This window comes from Kitasatospora sp. NPDC057500, from assembly GCF_042802195.1.
Taxonomy (GTDB): Bacteria; Actinomycetota; Actinomycetes; order Streptomycetales; family Streptomycetaceae; genus Kitasatospora.
Genome location: NZ_JBHVER010000004.1, coordinates 47,175 through 60,912, shown reverse-complemented (window position 1 = coordinate 60,912; position 13,738 = coordinate 47,175). Strand labels below are relative to the sequence as shown.

The 13,738-nt window shown below is 74.2% G+C and carries 14 protein-coding genes; 9 read left to right on the top strand and 5 right to left on the bottom strand.

Annotated elements, in window-relative coordinates; all coding sequences use genetic code 11:
* The first annotated feature begins 21 nt into the window (after positions 1 to 21).
* A complete protein-coding gene (locus ACFU74_RS01730; RefSeq protein ID WP_380750106.1) occupies positions 22 to 879 on the top strand; it encodes an SDR family oxidoreductase in 858 nt (285 codons plus the stop codon).
* Here ACFU74_RS01730 and ACFU74_RS01725 read toward each other — a convergent pair.
* Genes ACFU74_RS01725 through ACFU74_RS01715 form a run of 3 tightly spaced genes read right to left on the bottom strand, consistent with a single transcriptional unit; the run spans position 876 to position 4,999 of the window.
* Complete coding sequence (locus ACFU74_RS01725; RefSeq protein WP_380750103.1) at positions 876 to 2,111, bottom strand: hypothetical protein; 1,236 nt, start codon at positions 2,109 to 2,111, stop codon at positions 876 to 878. The two genes, ACFU74_RS01730 and ACFU74_RS01725, sit on opposite strands and share 4 nt — an antisense overlap.
* A gap of 9 nt (positions 2,112 to 2,120) precedes the next feature.
* Positions 2,121 to 3,029 (bottom strand): inositol monophosphatase family protein, encoded by a 909-nt coding sequence (locus tag ACFU74_RS01720; protein ID WP_380750100.1) that lies wholly within the window; start codon positions 3,027 to 3,029, stop codon positions 2,121 to 2,123.
* Positions 3,026 to 4,999, bottom strand: coding sequence for an aminotransferase class III-fold pyridoxal phosphate-dependent enzyme (locus ACFU74_RS01715; RefSeq protein ID WP_380750097.1), 1,974 nt, complete (start codon positions 4,997 to 4,999; stop codon positions 3,026 to 3,028). The genes ACFU74_RS01720 and ACFU74_RS01715 overlap by 4 nt, the downstream gene beginning before the upstream one ends.
* A 212-nt stretch (positions 5,000 to 5,211) precedes the next feature.
* Between ACFU74_RS01715 and ACFU74_RS01710 the strand changes: the two genes are divergently transcribed.
* Genes ACFU74_RS01710 through ACFU74_RS01700 form a run of 3 tightly spaced genes read left to right on the top strand, consistent with a single transcriptional unit; the run spans position 5,212 to position 7,699 of the window.
* Entirely contained in the window at positions 5,212 to 6,108 is an 897-nt protein-coding gene (locus ACFU74_RS01710) for a PfkB family carbohydrate kinase (protein ID WP_380750094.1), read from the top strand.
* Positions 6,105 to 6,818, top strand: a complete 714-nt coding sequence (locus ACFU74_RS01705) for an HAD family hydrolase (RefSeq protein WP_380750092.1) — start codon at positions 6,105 to 6,107, stop codon at positions 6,816 to 6,818. The genes ACFU74_RS01710 and ACFU74_RS01705 overlap by 4 nt, the downstream gene beginning before the upstream one ends.
* On the top strand, positions 6,815 to 7,699 hold the full coding sequence (locus tag ACFU74_RS01700; protein ID WP_380750089.1) for a glycosyltransferase family 2 protein: 885 nt from the start codon (positions 6,815 to 6,817) through the stop codon (positions 7,697 to 7,699). Before ACFU74_RS01705 ends, ACFU74_RS01700 begins: the two co-directional genes overlap by 4 nt.
* Positions 7,700 to 7,719: 20 nt before the next feature.
* Here ACFU74_RS01700 and ACFU74_RS01695 read toward each other — a convergent pair whose 3' ends face one another.
* Positions 7,720 to 8,757, bottom strand: coding sequence for a hypothetical protein (locus tag ACFU74_RS01695; protein WP_380750086.1), 1,038 nt, complete (start codon positions 8,755 to 8,757; stop codon positions 7,720 to 7,722).
* Between the two features lie 186 nt (positions 8,758 to 8,943).
* On the opposite strand from ACFU74_RS01695, the gene ACFU74_RS01690 reads away from it, so the two are divergent.
* The 3 genes from ACFU74_RS01690 to ACFU74_RS01680 all read left to right on the top strand — a co-directional run bounded on the left by ACFU74_RS01690 (position 8,944) and on the right by ACFU74_RS01680 (position 11,241).
* Entirely contained in the window at positions 8,944 to 9,360 is a 417-nt protein-coding gene (locus ACFU74_RS01690) for a hypothetical protein (protein ID WP_380750083.1), read from the top strand.
* Positions 9,361 to 9,448: 88 nt separating this feature from the next.
* Positions 9,449 to 10,333, top strand: a complete 885-nt coding sequence (locus tag ACFU74_RS01685) for a universal stress protein (protein ID WP_380750081.1) — start codon at positions 9,449 to 9,451, stop codon at positions 10,331 to 10,333.
* A gap of 32 nt (positions 10,334 to 10,365) precedes the next feature.
* The gene (locus tag ACFU74_RS01680; protein WP_380750079.1) at positions 10,366 to 11,241 is read left to right on the top strand and encodes a universal stress protein; all 876 of its coding nucleotides are present in this window, start codon (positions 10,366 to 10,368) and stop codon (positions 11,239 to 11,241) included.
* Positions 11,242 to 11,388: 147 nt separating this feature from the next.
* Here ACFU74_RS01680 and ACFU74_RS01675 read toward each other — a convergent pair whose 3' ends face one another.
* Complete coding sequence (locus ACFU74_RS01675) at positions 11,389 to 11,955, bottom strand: GNAT family N-acetyltransferase (protein ID WP_380750076.1); 567 nt, start codon at positions 11,953 to 11,955, stop codon at positions 11,389 to 11,391.
* A 256-nt stretch (positions 11,956 to 12,211) separates the two neighbouring features.
* Here ACFU74_RS01675 and ACFU74_RS01670 point away from each other — a divergent pair, with 256 nt between their 5' ends.
* Together ACFU74_RS01670 and ACFU74_RS01665 are read left to right on the top strand one after the other, a co-directional pair.
* Complete coding sequence (locus ACFU74_RS01670; RefSeq protein WP_380750073.1) at positions 12,212 to 12,754, top strand: GNAT family N-acetyltransferase; 543 nt, start codon at positions 12,212 to 12,214, stop codon at positions 12,752 to 12,754.
* A gap of 667 nt (positions 12,755 to 13,421) precedes the next feature.
* Positions 13,422 to 13,625 (top strand): DUF5988 family protein, encoded by a 204-nt coding sequence (locus ACFU74_RS01665; RefSeq protein ID WP_380750070.1) that lies wholly within the window; start codon positions 13,422 to 13,424, stop codon positions 13,623 to 13,625.
* Positions 13,626 to 13,738: the final 113 nt, after the last annotated feature.

The window sequence follows — 13,738 nt, the reverse complement described above, 5'->3', positions numbered from 1 at the left end:
CGGTCGCATAGGGTGTCCGGTATGAACCCGTTCTGGCAGCCGAGCGGGTGGCCGCCGCCGTCGGACTCCCGGCCGCGGATCCTGCTGCTCGGCGCGTCGGGCTTCGTGGGCGGCGGCCTGTGGACCTCCCTGACACCGCGCCACGAGGTCGTCGGCACCTACGCCACCCGGCCGCTCCCGGGACTGGTCCGGCTGGACCTGCGGGACGAGCCCCGGCTGGCGGCGCTCGCGGCCGGCGGCTTCGACCTGATCGTCCACGCGGCCGGCCTGGTCCCGCTGGAGGCGGCCGAGGCCGACCCGGCCCTGGCCCACCGGCTCAACGTCCGCCCCGTCGAGGTGCTGCTGGACGCCGTGCGCGGCTCCGCCACCAAGCTGCTGCTGCTCTCCAGCGACAACGTGTTCGACGGCACCCGCTCCCGGTACACCGAGGACGACCCGCGCTCCCCGGTCAATGTCTACGGGCGGACCAAGACGGCGGCCGAGGACCTGCTGCTGGCCGAGGGCGGGCACCTGATCGTGCGCATTCCGCTGGTCTTCGGGCGCGGCCCCTGGGCGAACACCTTCCTGGACCGGCTGGCCGGCCCGACGACCGCCGCCCGTACGGACCTGGTCTGCGCCCCCGTCTACCTGCCCAGCATCGGCCCGGCGCTGGCCCGGCTCTGGGACCGCACGGGCGTCGTGCACTACGGCGGCGCCGACGTGCTGACCCGGTTCGCGCTGATGTCCGCGGTCCGGCGGGCCCTGCGCCTCCCCACCCGGGTGGTGCCCACGGAGGGCGGTTCCGGCTGCCGCCGCCCGCCGCGGCTGGTGCTGCGCAGCACCCGGCACACCCTGCTCGGCCCCGGCCTGGACGAAGCGCTCGCACATCTGGCGGCCTAGAGATCGGCCACCAGGGCGAGGTGGCGCTCGGCGTCCACGGTGCCGGGGCGGGCGAGCCGGGGGGCGAGGTCGTTGATCAGGAGGGTGCCGAGCAGGTAGTGGCCGAGGGCGAGTTCGGCGGGCGTGGAGTCCCGGCCCCGCAGGTCGGGCTTGGGCTTGCGGTCCGAGAGCCGGCACGGGGCCTCCGCCAGGACGTGCAGGGCGTGGGTGAGCAGCAGCCGTTCGTGCCAGAGCGGATCGCCGTGGAACAGGGCGGCCAGGCCCCGGTGGGAGGCCAGGTGGGGCAGGAACCGGTGGATCGCCGCGCGGTAGCCCGGGAACACCGGCTGCCGGAAGCCGACCTCGTAGCCGTGCCTCGACCTGTGCACCGAGAAGCCCGTGCGCAGCGCCGGGTCCCAGACGGTGAGGCTGAACAGCGTCTTCGCCAGGTCGTAGACCGGGTCCCACGGTTCGACGGAGCCGCGGGGGTCGATCAGCCGGAAGTCCTCCACCGCCGCCCCGGGGCGGGCGGACAGCAGCACGTTGCGGGTGTTGGCGTCCCCGTGCCCGGGGGCCATCAGCCGGGCGGGTGCGAGCCCGGCCGGCAGCCGCCCCGTCAGCCGGCGCAGGACCAGGTGCGGGGCCTCGCAGGGCACGCCGTTGACGGTGAGGCGCTCGGCGGCCGTCAGCTCCGCCGGCAGGGCGCGGGACAGCACGGGCAGGCGTCGCAGGAACCGGCCGACGACGACGTCCGCCAGGTGGCCGGGCGGGGTGGGGTGGGAGCGCGCGGCGTAGCCGTCCAGGACCAGGGCCTGGACGAGGGCGGTGCAGTGGCGGAAGAACTCCCCGGTGCCCTGCGGGGAGGCCCGCAGGGGCGCGGCCAGGTCCGCCGAGTCGTAGTACGGCGTGGTGCAGGCCGACCAGCCGTCACCGTCCAGGACGTGCGGCACCGGCAGGTAGTGCGCCGCCAGCCGCGGGGCGACGGTGCGCAGCAGCTCGATCTGGCGCGGCTTGCGGCGGAAGGAGGCCAGGTCGTGGCCGTCCACGGCGCCCGGTGCGGGCACCAGGACCTTGACCACCAGCCGCTCCCCCGCCGGACCGGTGGCCCGGTGCACCCGGGCGGGTGACCCGCCGTCCAGGATCTCCTCCCCGACGGCGAGGGAGAGGGTGTCGGCGACGGCCGCCAGGACCGTCTCCCCGGTCCACCCGCCGGGCGGGCGGGCGGCGGTGACCCGCCGGTGCTCGGTCGGCACGGCCGCCTCCTACCAGCGGATCGAGTCGATCAGCGCCGCGTGCAGCTGCGGGGTGCAGGCGGCGATGCAGGAGCGCTGGTTCAGCGGGCCGATGTCCAGCAGCAGGGTGTCGTGCAGCGGTTTGCCGTAGGCGTCGGTGATGGTGACTCCGGCGCGTTCCGCCAGGTACACCGAGGCCGCGATGTCGTACGGGAACAGGTGCAGCACGCTGCCGTGGCCCACCCGGCGGAAGTCCGCCTCGGTCTCGGGGCGGTCGCGCAGCAGCCGGTTCCCGATGTCGACGTAGGCGTCCATCTGGCCGGTGATGATCCGTGAGATGGAGAAGGAGGCGCTGTTGAACACGTAGACGCCGCCGGTGTTGGCCGAGGCGTCGATCAGGTGGCCGTAGGCGGCGGTCATCAGCTGCGCCGGGTGGCCGTTGAACTCCAGCGACCAGAACATCCGCTCCGGGTCGGCGGTGGCGGAGAGGCGGGGCACCGGCACGGGGTAGCCGGACGACTCGATCCCGCCGCCGTCCGCGTCGGCGTACAGCCAGTTGCCGGTCTTGATCTCCTGGAGCATCGCGTACCGGATGTCGCCGATGACGGGCGCCTCGCCGAACGGGGCCGCGGCGATGGAGACGCAGGCCATCTCCAGGTCGGCGGCGGCGCCCCGGGTGCCGTCGATGGGGTCGATGATCAGCACGTACCCGGGCGCGCGGCCGATGGTGCGCAGCCCCTCGCTCTCGGTGTAGACGGCCACCGGCTCGCCGCGCTCGCGCAGGAAGTCCCAGGCGGCGCGTTCCGCGAGCACGTCGACGGGGAACTCCGCGTCGCCGCCCTTCGCGGTGCCCGCCACGTAGCGGCTGCCGACCTGGTGGAGTCCGTCGCGCACGGCCGTCCGGATCCGCCCGGACAGCTCCTGGACGAGGCCCCTCATGAGACCGAGAGGAGGAGTCGTTCCAGCAGGTCGCACATCTCGTCCGCCTCCTGACGGGTCATGATCAGCGCCGGGCGGACCTTCAGCACGTTGCCGTGCCCGTACAGCGAGGTCCGCAGCAGCAGTCCGTGGTCCATGCCGAGTCCGGCGAGGTGGTTGGTGAGCGCGGGGTCGGGGCGGCCGTCGCGGTCCACGATGTCGATGCCGATCATCAGCCCGACGCCGCGGACCTCCTGGACGAACGGCACCCTGGCGGCCAGGTCGCGCAGCCGGGCGAGGACGTACGCGCCGACGTCGCGCACGTTCTCCAGGAAGCCGGGGCGGCCGATGATCTCCAGGGTCTTCAGGGCGGCCGCGGCCGCCAGCACGTTGCCGCCGAAGGTCGAGTTGATGTGGTGGCCCTCGACGCCGGTCAGCCGCTCCTCGGTCAGGATGCCGGCGATCGGCAGGCCCGCGCCGCCGAGGCCCTTGCCGAAGGTCATCATGTGCGGGGCGACGCCGAAGTGGTCGGCGGCGAACATCCGGCCGGTGCGTCCGAAGCCGGTCTGGATCTCGTCGAAGACCAGCACGATGCCGCGTTCCTCGCACAGTTCCTTGAGCGCCTGGAGGTAGCCGTCCGGCGGGACGACGTTGCCGCCGTTGCCGCTGATCGGCTCCAGCACCACGCAGGCCACCCGGCCGGTGCTCGCGTAGTCGATGAAGTCGTTGATCCGCTCGACGCACAGCAGGCCGCAGGTGGCCCGCTCCTGCCGGTAGAAGCAGCGCAGGCAGTGCGGGTCCGGGACGTGCACCACGCCGGGCAGGTGCGAGGGGAAGGGGGCGCGCCGGAAGGCCGCACCGGAGGCGCCGATCATGCCGAGGGTCTGGCCGAGGTGGCCGCGGAAGAGCGTGACCACGTCGGACTTCCCGGTGTGCACCTGGGCGATCTTGACGGCGCCCTCATTGGCGTCGGAGCCGCTGGCCGACTTCAGGTGCACCCGGGTGAGGTTCGCCGGTGAGACCTCGGCCAGCTTCGACACCAGGGCGTTCAGCGGCTCGGTCTGGAACTTGGAGGTGACGTGGATGAGCCGGCCGGCCTGTTCGCGGACCACCTCGACGATCTCGGGGTGGGCGTAGCCCAGGCTCAGGTTGAACGTCCCCGATGAGCAGTCGAGGAAGCGCCGCCCGTCCTCGGCGTAGAGGTGGACGCCCTCGCCGCCGACCACCCGGAGGTCGTCCGGCAGGTAGTAGTAGTGCTGGAGCGCCGCTGCGGCGTCCCCGCCGGACGGGGCCTTCGGCGTGGCGGCGCGTGCCGCGGGGCTGGCCTGTCTCATCGGCTTTCCTCCGACAATTCCTGGCAGATCGACCTGCTCGAAGGATTCGAAACGCAGATCCGCCTCGTGGAGATCGAGTGCGGCGGTCATCGAGTTCGGTATTGCGACGCAGCGGATTCCCGCCCTTTTCGCGGCGCGGACGCCGCTGGGCGAATCCTCGAACGCCACCGCCCGCTCGGCGGGAATTCCCAGCGAGGCCAGTGCCGCGACATAGAGATTCGGCTCCGGTTTCGCGCTGGCGCGGTCGCCGTCGGCGCACTGCACAGTGCTCCAGCCGTCCGCGAGGCCGCATTGCCGCGCGTACCGGGCGACCCATTCCCGGGTCGAGTTGCTGACGATCCCCCGGGAGATCCCGAGGGCGTCGACCGCGCCCAGGACCCGGTGCACACCGGGTCTGCCGCCCAGCCCGCCGAGCAGCCGCGACTGCCGGCGGCGGACCCGTTCCTGCAGTTCACGGCGGTCCGCCGTGCAGCCGGTGACCCGTTCGAGCTCCGACCACAGGTCGGGCCCGATGGTGCCGACGAGCGACGACCACACCTCGGCCGGGAGCCGGTGGCCGAATTCCAGAAAGGTCTCCGCATGGGCCCGGAATATCACGGCCTCCGGATCCCACAGGGTCCCGTCGAAATCGAAGAGAATCGCATCAACGTCCTTCACGTACACCTCCGTCGAGCGGCGGACGGCCGCGCGGCCAGGGTCAGTGCACGGAGCCAGGCACCAGGGGTCCATCATGGCCCAGCCCCACCGGGCCCGCCATTCATGGTTCGTCGACGCACCCACGACAGGCGTAGGAAACCGTGCGCGCGCGAGAACGGGGTGCTCGACTGGAGGGCAGGCCGGTGAAGGGCCGGAGCGAGAGTCGAGGAACGATGGACGCAGACAACCGCCCCGCCGCGGCGGCGGCTCCCCCCGGCGGCCCGCGCCCCCGGGTCGCCGTGGTGGGCCACGTCGAGTGGACGACGATCGCGGGCCTGGACCGGGTGCCCGCCGCCGGCGAGGTCCTCCACGCGGACCCGCTCTGGCGGGGCCCGGCCGGCGGCGGCGCGGTCGCGGCCGTGCGGCTGGCCGAACTGGCCGGCGGCTGCACCTTCTTCACCGCACTCGGCGACGACCACGCCGGGCGGCGCTCGCGGGCCGAACTCGAACGCCGGGGCGTGCGGGTGCTCGCCGCGCCCCGCCCCGGCCCCACCCGGACGGCGGTGAGCATGGTCGACCGTTCCGGCGAGCGCACCACCGTCACCCTGGGCGAGCGCCTGCAACCGGCCGCCGCCGACCCCGTCGACTGGGGGCGGCTGGCCTCCTTCGACGCGGTGTTCTTCACCGCCGGGGACACCGCCCTGCTGCGCCTGGCCCGGCGGGCCGGGGTGCTGGTGGTGACCGCGCGCGAGTTCGCCACCGTGCGGGAGTCCGGCGTCCGGGTCGACGCCCTGGTGGGCAGCGCCTGCGACCCCGCCGAGCGCTGCGACCCGGCGCTGCTGCGCAGCCTGCCGGACCTGGTGGTCAGCACCGAGGGCCGGCACGGCGGGGTGTTCACCCGCTCCGGCCGGCCGCCCCGGCGCTACCGTCCCGCCCACGCGCCCGGCCCGCTGGTGGACACCTACGGCGTCGGGGACAACTTCGCGGCCGTCCTCACCTACGCGCTCGCCACCGGCTCGGCCGCCGCCGACGCACTGGACCTCGCCGCCCGGCACGGCGCGGCCTGCACCGCTCGGCGCGGCCCGTTCGCGGCCGGACCCGCCCCCCGGCGGCAGGAGGTCGGGGCGTGAAACGGCTTCTCCTGCTGTGGGACATCGACGGCACCCTGATCGACGGCGACCGCGTCTGCGAGGCGCTCTACCCGCACGCCTTCGAACGCCTCACCGGCCGCCCGGCGCTGCACCGCGTCACCATCGCGGGACGCACCGAACTCGACATCATGGACGAACTGTTCGCCCGGCACGGCGTCAGCGCGGTCGATCCCGGCCTGGTCACCGCCGAGCTGGCCGCCCAGCTGCGCCGGCGGGCCCCCGAGCTCCGGGCCACCGGACGGGCCCTGCCCGGCGCCGTCGAGGCGCTGCGGGCGCTGGCGGCGCGGAGCGACGTCGCCCAGTCCGTGCTCACCGGGAACCTGCGGGCCAACGCCGAACTGAAGCTGGGGCTGTTCGGACTCGCCGCCTTCCTGGACCCCTCGGCCGGCGCGTACGGCGGCGACGCCCGCGAGCGGGCCGCTCTCGTCCCGGTCGCCCGGCGGCGCGCGGCGGCCGTGTACGGGGCCGGCTTCGACGCCGGCAGCACCGTCCTGATCGGCGACACCCCCCGGGACGTACGGGCCGCACGGGTCGGCGGGGCGCGGGTGATCGCCGTCGCCTCCGGCGCGAGCAGCGCCGCCGAACTGCGGGCGGCGGGCGCGGACGCGGTGCTGGCGGACCTCCGCGACACCGCCGCCGTGCTGCGCACCGTCCGGGCGGTGGGGCCCACCGCGGGGAGCCCCGGATGACCGGGGGCGTCCGCCCGGTGGGCCTGGTCTCGGTCGTCATCCCCGCCCGCAACGCCGAGGCGACCATCGCCACGCAACTGGAGGCGCTGTGCGGGCAGACCTACCCGCACCCGTGGGAGGTCATCGTCGTCGAGAACGGATCGAGTGACGGCACCCGGGCGCTCCTGCGGTCCTGGCAGCGCTGCATGCCGCGGCTGCGGGTGGCCTGCGCCGGGACCCCCGGCGTCAACCGGGCGCGCAACATCGGCTGCCGCCGCGCCGAGGGCGAGTTCGTGCTGCTCTGCGACGCGGACGACGTGGCGGCCCCCGGCTGGGTGACCGGCATGGTCGACGCCCTGCGCACCAGCCCGGCCGTCGGCGGCGCCCTCGAACGCCGGCTGCTCAACGGACCGGTGGCCCTCGCCGCGCGACCGCCGAAGAAGCTCCCGGCGCTGCTCGACACCTTCGGCTTCCTGCCCTACCCGGCGGGCGCCAACTGCGGCTTCCACAAGGAGCTGTGGCACCTGCTGGGCGGCTTCGACGAGAGCTACGGCGGCGGCGGCGACGACACCGAGTTCTTCTGGCGCGCCCAACTGGCCGGGCACCGCCTGGCCTTCGCCCCGCACGCCGTCGTGCACTACCGCCACCGCGGCGACACCCGGGGCATCGTCCGCCAGTCCTACGGCTACGGGCGCTCGCACCCCAAGCTCTACCGCGACTTCGCCCGCGCCGGCATGCCCTCCTCCCCGCTCGCCGACGCCGCCGCCGCCTGGTGGCGCCTACTGCTGCGCACCCCCGACCTCCTCGGCCCCACCGACCGCCGCGCCGCCCTCCTCGCCCAACTGGCCCTCCGCACCGGCCGCCTCACCGGCAGCGCCCGCCACCGCCGCTGCTACCTGTGAGGAGCCCCGGTCGTCGACCGCTACGGCCTGCTGTCGTAGAGGTTGAGGCCGCCGATGATGTCCGAGCCGTCCACCCAGAACTCGCTGCGGTTCCCGTACTGGTCCCACGCGGCGATCTCCAGGGTGAACCACTCGTTCCAGGTCGTCAGCGGGCCGTTCGGGATGTGCCAGCCGTCGCCGCCGGTGGTGGAGTGCACCCAGGTGAAACAGAGGTAGCGCTCGGGGTAGCTGCGGTCGTAGATCCTCGCGTAGTCGGACCACAGGTTGCCGTCGGGGAAGTCGACGACCTGCCCCAGGCTGTGCCCGTCGTCCGGGTCGTAGTACGCGGAGGCGTGCGGCTCCTGGCTCCAGACGTAGCCGCCGTAGAAGTTCGCGCGGTGGTTGTCGGACGGGATGTGGCTGGAGAAGAACCCCTTGTAGCCGTCCTGGCTGAAGCAGTTCCACACCTTGAAGGTGACGAAGTGGTTCTCCGCGGAGTTCAGCGACAGGTAGTAGTTCCAGGCGTCCGTGGTGACCCACTCCGTGATGCCGCCGAGCGCGGTCGTCGTGCGCGCGTACTCCCAGCTGACGTCCCCCCGCCGGTGCACCGTGGCCGACAGCGGAGTGAGGACGATCTTGTCGTGGAACGTGCCGTTCAGGGAGCTCGTGAAGCTGTCGCCGGTGTCGGTCTTGACCAGGACGCCGATCGACTTCGCGTTCGTCACCCCGGAGCCGCAGTAGACGTAGAACGTCACCTGCTGGACGCCGCGTTCCGCGGAGGAGACCTCGGCCTTCTCGCGGGAGCTCCCGGGAGTCGCGGTGAACTGGTTCGCGCTGTCCGTGTAGGACCAGGTCGAGCCGCTCTTCCAGGAGAGCGTCGACTGGTCGACGTAGTCGATGAGCCACAGCCGCGAGAGCAGGTGCCCGGGATCGACGTCGATGATCCCGCCCTTCTCGTCGGTCGGCCGGACGCTGACCGTCACGGCGATCCGGTTCTGGCCGTTCGCGTAGATGTCACAGGCCTCGAAGCCGCTCTCGATCACGACCGAGAGCTTCGAGACGCTCGTCCATGTCGGCATGTCCGGTCTCCTTCGTCCGTGTCGCGTCCCACCAGCCTGACGCCCCGTCACCGTGCGCGGCACGGGGCCTCGTGGATTTGGCCGATTCCCGCCGAGGCCCATCCGGCCCAGCCCGCCTGGCGATTTGTCGGCACATCTCCGACTGTTGGCCTGTGCCGCAGTCCCACCGACCCCAGGAGGAACGGAATGGACGTCATGGAATTGACCGGGACGTACACCTACCGGAGCTTCCTCGAACTGCCGGACCCGGTAGACGACTTCAACCGGCTCCGGTTCGCCCAGGCGACCTTGGGGCTGACGGCCGGGCCGGACGGCGCGGTCAACGGTGAGCTGATCCTCTCGGAGCCGGGGGAGGACCCGCCGATCATCATGGACATGTCTGGAACGGCATCGGCCTCGTCCCGCCTCTCGTTCACCCTGACCGGCCGGGGCCGCCCGCCCATCGCCGACTTCCACTACGAGTACGACGGCGCCGTCCTGCGCCACTGGGAGGCCGGCGTCGGCCAGCGCGCGGTCCTCGCCGGGACGGTGCTGCGGGCGGAGCCCCACGGGGGCGCGCCGGCCGGGCGGACCGCGAGCTTCCTGGCGGTGCGGCGCGACTGACCGGGCCGCGGCGCGGTGGCCGCGCCGCCCGGCGGGCGAGCAGCATGGAGGCGGGGACCGACGTCGAGCCGAGCGGTGCGGAGGAGCCATGACAACCACCACCCCGGACCACGGGAACCGTCCGATCGTCCTCGGCGTGGACCGCGAGCCCGGGCCGGCGGCCACCGCCTGGGCCGCCGACGCGGCCGACCGGCGCGGGCTCCCGTTGCGGCTGGTCCACGCCGTCCCGTCGGCGGCCCGCGAGTTCCGCCCGGCCGACGAGGGCCGCTACCACAAGGCACTGCGCGAACGCGCCGACGAGGCGCTCGACCGGGCGGCCGCCGAGGCCCGCGCGCGCCATCCCGGCCTGGCGATCACGACGGTGGTCGAGGAGGACGTCCCGGCGCCCGCGCTGTGCCGGGAGTCGGCACACGCCTCGCTGGTGGTCCTCGGCACCCGGCGGCTGAGCCGGGTCGCGCAGGTGCTGAGCCTCGCCTCGGTGACCGTCCCGGTGAGCGCCCAGGCCCGCTGCCCGGTCGTGGTCGTGCCGGGCCCCGAGCACATCACCCAGGACCCGTTGTCCGTCGTGGTCGGCGTCGACGGCAGCCCCGCCGCGGCCAACGCCGTCCGCTTCGCCCTCGGCCTCGCGGCGGAGCGGCGGGCCGACCTGCGCGCCGTCCGGGTCCGCCAGCGCTCCCCGTTCGACCGGACCGACCCGCTCACCGTCGAGGCGGAGCTGCGACGGGAGCTGGTCGCCGGTACCGCGGGCCTGCACGCGCTGCACCCCGAGGTCCGCCTCACCCACGAGGTGGTGCACGGGCACCCCGTCGAGGAGCTGGCGCGGGCGTCCGAGCACGCGCTCGCCGTCGTGGTCGGGCGGCGGGGCGAGGGCGGGTTCACCGGCATGCGGATGGGCTCCGTGCCGCACGGGCTGCTCCGCCGCGCCCGCTGCCCCGTCATCACCGTCCCGGCACCGCCGGACGACGGGCGCTGACCAGCACCGATCCCTTCCGGAAGGAGGACGCCGTGAACGAACCGCCCGCCACCGACGGACCCGTCGTCGTCGGGTTCGACGGTTCGCCCGAGAGCCTCGCCGCCACCGGCTGGGCGGCCGGCGAGGCGCGGCGCCGCGGACTGCCGCTGCACCTGCTCCAGGCCTGGCCGTGGCCGAAGACCGATGTGCTCGGCACGGACGAGGTGATCAGCCGGAGCCGGCGGCGACTGGCCGACCGGGAGGCGGAGCTGCGCGCGGCGCCCGCCGGGGGCGAGGTGACCTCGGCCCAGGTCTCCGAGGACCCGGTCGAGGCCCTGGTGGCGGCCGGGCGCACCGCCTCCCTGCTGGTGCTCGGCTCGCGGGGGCTGGGCACCGTGCACGGCTTCCTGGTCGGCTCGGTGAGCCACCAGGTGCTGCGCCGGGCGGCGTGCCCCATCGTCCTGGTGCGCGCCGCCGCCGAGGGGAAGCCGGCCCCGGAGGGCCGGGAGGTCGTGGTGGGCGTCGACCTGAAGCACCGGTGCGACGCGCTGCTCGCCTTCGCCTTCGAGGCCGCCGGCCTGCGCGGGGCGCCACTGCGGATCGTCCACGGCTGGGAGCCGCCGATCGGCAGCGAGTACATGGCCTCCCCCGCGGTCGACGGCAGCGCGGGGGACCTGTCGGCGGTCGACCGGGACGCCATGGACGCCCTGCTGGCCACCTGGCGCGACCGCTACCCGAAGGTCGAGGCGACGACCGTCCTGGTGCACGCCCCGCCGCCCGCCGCCCTGGTCGAGTCCTCGGCGACGGCCGGGCTGGTGATCGTGGGCCGGCCCGCCCGGCGGTGGCCGCTCGGCACCCACCTGGGCCCGACCGCGCACGCCGCCGTCCACCACATCGGCTGCCCGGTCGCCGTCGTCCCGCACGACTGACCGCCGCGCCGCGGGGGCGCCCGCCCTCGCGCCTCCACGGAGCCGTCCCCGGCCCCGGCACGGGACCGGCCGCGCACGGACCTGCCGCTCGAACCGGCGCTCAGCGCCCGCGACCGAGCGGCCGCCGCGGGCGGCGGTCCCGGCTTCTCAGCTCGGGTCCCTGCGCATGCACCAGGTGCGGGGGCCGCCGTCGGAGGACGGGATGTCGGCCGTGACCCGGAAGCCGAGCCGCTCGTAGAACCGCACGTTGGCCTCGCTGGAGGTCTCCAGGAACGCCGGGTACCCGGCGCGTTCGGCCTCCTCGATGCCGGGGAGCAGCACCGCACGGCCCAGGCCCCGCCCCTGCACCTCCGGAGCGACGCCGACGGTGCTGAGGAACCACACCGGCTCCTCGGGCCGGTGCGGCTCCACGGCCTGCTCGGCGGCCTCGAAGGCGCTCTGCCGGTCGCCGGCGAGCTCGCCGAGCAGCGGGCCGATCTCGGCGAAGGCGGGCGAGGGGTCCTGGCCCGGGACGGACCAGGCGGCCACGGCCAGGCCGCCGTCGGCGACCCACACCCGGCCGTAGGGCACGGCGATGCGGGTGAGGCAGAGCTCCTGGAAGCGCCTGACCCGCGCTTCGTGGCCGTCGGCGGCGATCACGTGCCGGGTGAAGGGGTAGTCGGCGAAGGCCCGGCCGAGGGTGTCGACCGCGACGGGGACGTCTGCGTCCGTCATGGGACGCACGATGGGGGCGATTTGAGTCGTTTCGTCGTTCACCGTACCGAGCCTTTCACCGGGCCGACCCCTCCCACAAGGCGTTTTACCCTCGGGGAGGCACCCGCCGAGCCTTCGAGCGAGCCCCACCGACCCCCTCCTCCCGAGGATCGGCGTGGCCGGCTGGACAGGGCCCGGCGGAGCTGGGCGCGGGCCCGGGGCAGGCCGGTCGGGGCCGGGCCGGGGTGCCTGCGGGGCGGCTGCGACAATCCGGATCATGACTGTGGACTGGAACAAGGACGGCGTGGCCTTCCGGCGCGCCGCCGGTGAGCACATGCACGAGGTGCTCGGCGTGCTGGACGAGGCTGCGGCCTGGCTCGGCGGGAAGGGCGTCCGGCAGTGGCCGGCACGCTTCGACGCGCACTGGGTGGAGGGCGCGATCGCCCGCGGCGAGACCTGGCTGGTGGACGTCGACGGCGAGCCCGCGGGCACGTTCACCCTGGACTGGGCCGACCCGATGTGGGCGGAGCTCGGCGGCAGCGCCGGGTACGTCCACCGGCTCGCGGTGCGGCGCCGGGTGCCGGGGCTCGGCGCGGTGATCCTGGACCGGGCCCGCGAGGAGGCCCGGGAGCGGGGCGTCGACGCGCTGCGGCTGGACTGCGTCCGGCACAACGGACGGCTGCGGGCGTACTACGAGGGCCGGGGGTTCGTGCACCGGGGGGACGTGCCGGTGGACGGCCCGCCCGGGGAGCGGCCGGAGGACGGCCGTCCGACGGTCTGGCTCAGCCGCTACGAACTGGTCCTGCCTCCCACGGCGTGACCCGGCGGTGCACCGGTGGGCCCACCGGGCAGCCGCCCGCCGCGGGGCGGGGCGCGCGGGCGGGAGGACTCCCGACCAGCGCCCGCCACCGCCTGTTCCGGCGGCGCCGTCGCGATGCGCCAAAACGGCGAGCTCAGGACGCGAAGTCGCACCGGTTCAGGTCGAGTTGCTTCTCCGCACGACCACCCGCCGAGGCTGACACACGTTCGAGGAGGTCTACCGCGTTGGCCGGCGAGATCTCATCGTGACGCCGAAACCACCGTCACCTCAGGGCGAGGACAGCCGACTCCGACTCCGATGCCGCCGCCCGCCACCCCTTGACACGGCCCAATCGGGACGGAATGGTTGTTTCCGTACATACCAACTGGTTATCAACGGGGTTTGACGCCGCAGAGTCAACACTCTCCCTGGGCGAAGCTCCCGGCCCGGGTGTCGGCTTTCGGGTTTCGCGCCGGAGGTACGACGTTGCGCCGGTCACGGATGTCGCACAAGCGGGGTCCCATGGACACCGATCTTCCCGTACGCGAAGCGCTGTGGTGGGAACCGGATACAGGCTCGCGGGGGGATTCCGATCCTCCCGGAGCGGGCTGACCACCTGTCGCGCACCCGGCCGACGGCCGACATCCTCCGGACCCGCTGGATCCTCAGCCGAGGGGATGAACGAACGATGGACAGATTCACCGCACCCCACCTCGTCGGGGGCCCGCAGGAACTCCTGCAGACCCCGCCGCCGCCCCTCCGCGAGGACGCCGACCGGCTGACGTTCCGCTGGCGCAACGGCTACGAGCACTACGAACGCGAGGAGCGCGCCACCGACGCCGAGTACGAACCGACGTATCGGTGGGCCTACCACACGACGATCGCCGAATGACCTGCCCGGCAGGCCGGAGGAAGACCGCGACCCGCGCCCGGGGACCGGCTCCGACGCTGACCGCTCGACCGCCCGACCGCTCGACCGCTCGACCGCTGGATGAGCGCTGGATG